The sequence below is a fragment of the Terrisporobacter muris genome (assembly GCF_024621905.1).
Classification (GTDB): domain Bacteria; phylum Bacillota; class Clostridia; order Peptostreptococcales; family Peptostreptococcaceae; genus Terrisporobacter; species Terrisporobacter muris.
This window is the reverse complement of record NZ_JANKBY010000540.1, coordinates 1-1479: the sequence shown is the minus strand read 5'-3', so window position 1 is coordinate 1479 and position 1479 is coordinate 1. Positions and strand designations below refer to the sequence as shown.

Annotated in this window: 1 protein-coding gene; it reads right to left on the bottom strand. The window is 24.3% G+C overall.

Translation table 11 applies throughout. From position 1 onward, the window contains the following. Positions 1-88 precede the first annotated feature (88 nt). The gene (locus NSA58_RS20090; protein ID WP_074080116.1) at positions 89-1381 is read right to left on the bottom strand and encodes a helix-turn-helix domain-containing protein; all 1293 of its coding nucleotides are present in this window, start codon (positions 1379-1381) and stop codon (positions 89-91) included. Between the last annotated feature and the right edge of the window lie 98 nt (positions 1382-1479).

Below are 1479 nucleotides of genomic sequence, written 5' to 3'. Positions count from 1 at the left end.
AGAATACAAAAGTAAATTTGTTATTCTTCTATTTTCATTAATTTATCAAAAAAATGCCTTTAAATACCCATTTTTTTAATATTATATTTTAAATAATATTTAATTCCTTGTACATAACAACGCCTCTTTGGTAACATTCTAGCTCTTTTTCTTTTGATATACTAGAATACAACTTGCCTAATTCTATGTATAAACCAGCTAATATTTTCTCATCTTTTAATCCATTTGCAATTTCTATACATTTATTTAAGTAATCAATTGAGTTTTCTACTTCATTTTTATTCTTATACATATCAGCGTAGAATTTTAATGATTTATACTCATAGTATTTATCTTTATTTTTAATAGATGAAACTAAGGCTAATTTACAATATTTCTGAGCCATATCATATTGACCTCTTGTCACATAAGACTCTATCATATTAAATAAACTTTCCATCATATATTGATTTTCATCCCTCTTTGTAAGATCATATACTTTTTGCGAATATTCTAAGTACTTATCCATATCCCCCATCTCTGAATAAATTTCGCTCATAGTAAGATATACTTTAGCCAGTCTACTTTTATTTTCTTCTTTTTCTATTATTTCTAATGCTTTATTAAAACATTCTTTAGACTCTGCATATTTACCAACACTTAATAAGTTTTTAGCTTTTAATACTAAAATACCTACCTCTTCTTTTATGCAATCTTCATTATCCATTCTATCTATTTTCTCCATAAAATCTAATGCTTTTTGCGGTTGGTTTAATTTCATATAACATTCAGATATCTTACTATACAACTCTTTATATATATCAGCATCTTCTATGTTACTTTCGTCTAGTACCTCTTTTGCAAACATAAAATGAGTTAAAGCTCCCTTATAGAATTCATCTAACATATATATATTACCTATGTTAACATAGCTATTGTATATCTCATCTTTATCTTCATTTTTTATAAAATAGTATAATGCTTTTTCATAATAATATACTGCAAAAGAATAATCTTCTCTTTTACAATTAATTTCAGCTAATAGCTTATTACATTTCCCATAATTTTCAGTTAGTTTATATTTTTTACATATATCTATAATTTCGTTTATTTGTTCTTCTGCCTTTTCTAAATCATCACATTTAATATATATTTCACTTTTTAATATAAGGTTATCTGTTATTTTTTTAGATTGCATTTCCTTTGTCTCTAATAGATAATCCACGCTTACTCCAAGCTTATCTGCTAAATACTCTAATAACTCATAACTAGTATGTGATTTATCTCTCTCAATATGACTTATTTGAGCAGCTGTAATTCTATCTCCTGCTAGTTCTTTTAATGTCATATTCTGTTCTTTTCTAAGCTTTTTTATTTTTTCCCCTAAACTTAGTATATTCATTTATTATTTGCACCCCCTTTTTTTAAGTTGTTCTTAATTTATAATATAATTATAACTTATATTAATATTAAAAACATCATTAAAATTTACTTTTTTTT

Excerpts from the sequence above, each read along its gene's own strand:
- NSA58_RS20090 (WP_074080116.1), bottom strand. The coding sequence starts at position 1,381 with ATGAATATACTAAGTTTAGGGGAAAAAATAAAAAAGCTTAGAAAAGAA.